Source organism: Paraburkholderia sp. BR10923, from assembly GCF_040948765.1.
In the GTDB taxonomy this organism is placed as follows: domain Bacteria; phylum Pseudomonadota; class Gammaproteobacteria; order Burkholderiales; family Burkholderiaceae; genus Paraburkholderia; species Paraburkholderia youngii.
The window spans coordinates 1-247 of the sequence record NZ_JBFPKO010000248.1 but is presented as its reverse complement, the minus strand read 5'-3'; the positions used below and the strand labels follow the sequence as shown (position 1 = coordinate 247).

Genomic DNA, 247 nt, shown 5'->3' with positions numbered 1-247 from the left:
CCTTCTCCGTTACAGGCGCCTTCGGACCCATCTAAACCTCGCCAGAATTTGCAGGCTATACCCAGCAATATGCCAGGTCTCTGCAATTCCAACAACACGATTTCCGCCGGAAACCCCCAACGCTTAACAGGATGCGGAAATACCCCCGCCCGGAATCGGCCTTCCACGATTTGAGCGCCCACCGTCGCTAAATCTTTCGCATTGTGCAATTTCAACGCGCATCAACCTTTTTAAAGCACTGTGAGGC

The 247-nt window shown here is 53.0% G+C and carries 1 protein-coding gene; it reads right to left on the bottom strand.

The annotated features are described in order from the left end of the window. Positions 1-215, bottom strand: a 215-nt coding sequence (locus AB3X94_RS42340; protein ID WP_368614516.1) for a hypothetical protein, incomplete at its 3' end; no start/stop codon positions are given. Positions 216-247 lie beyond the last annotated feature (32 nt).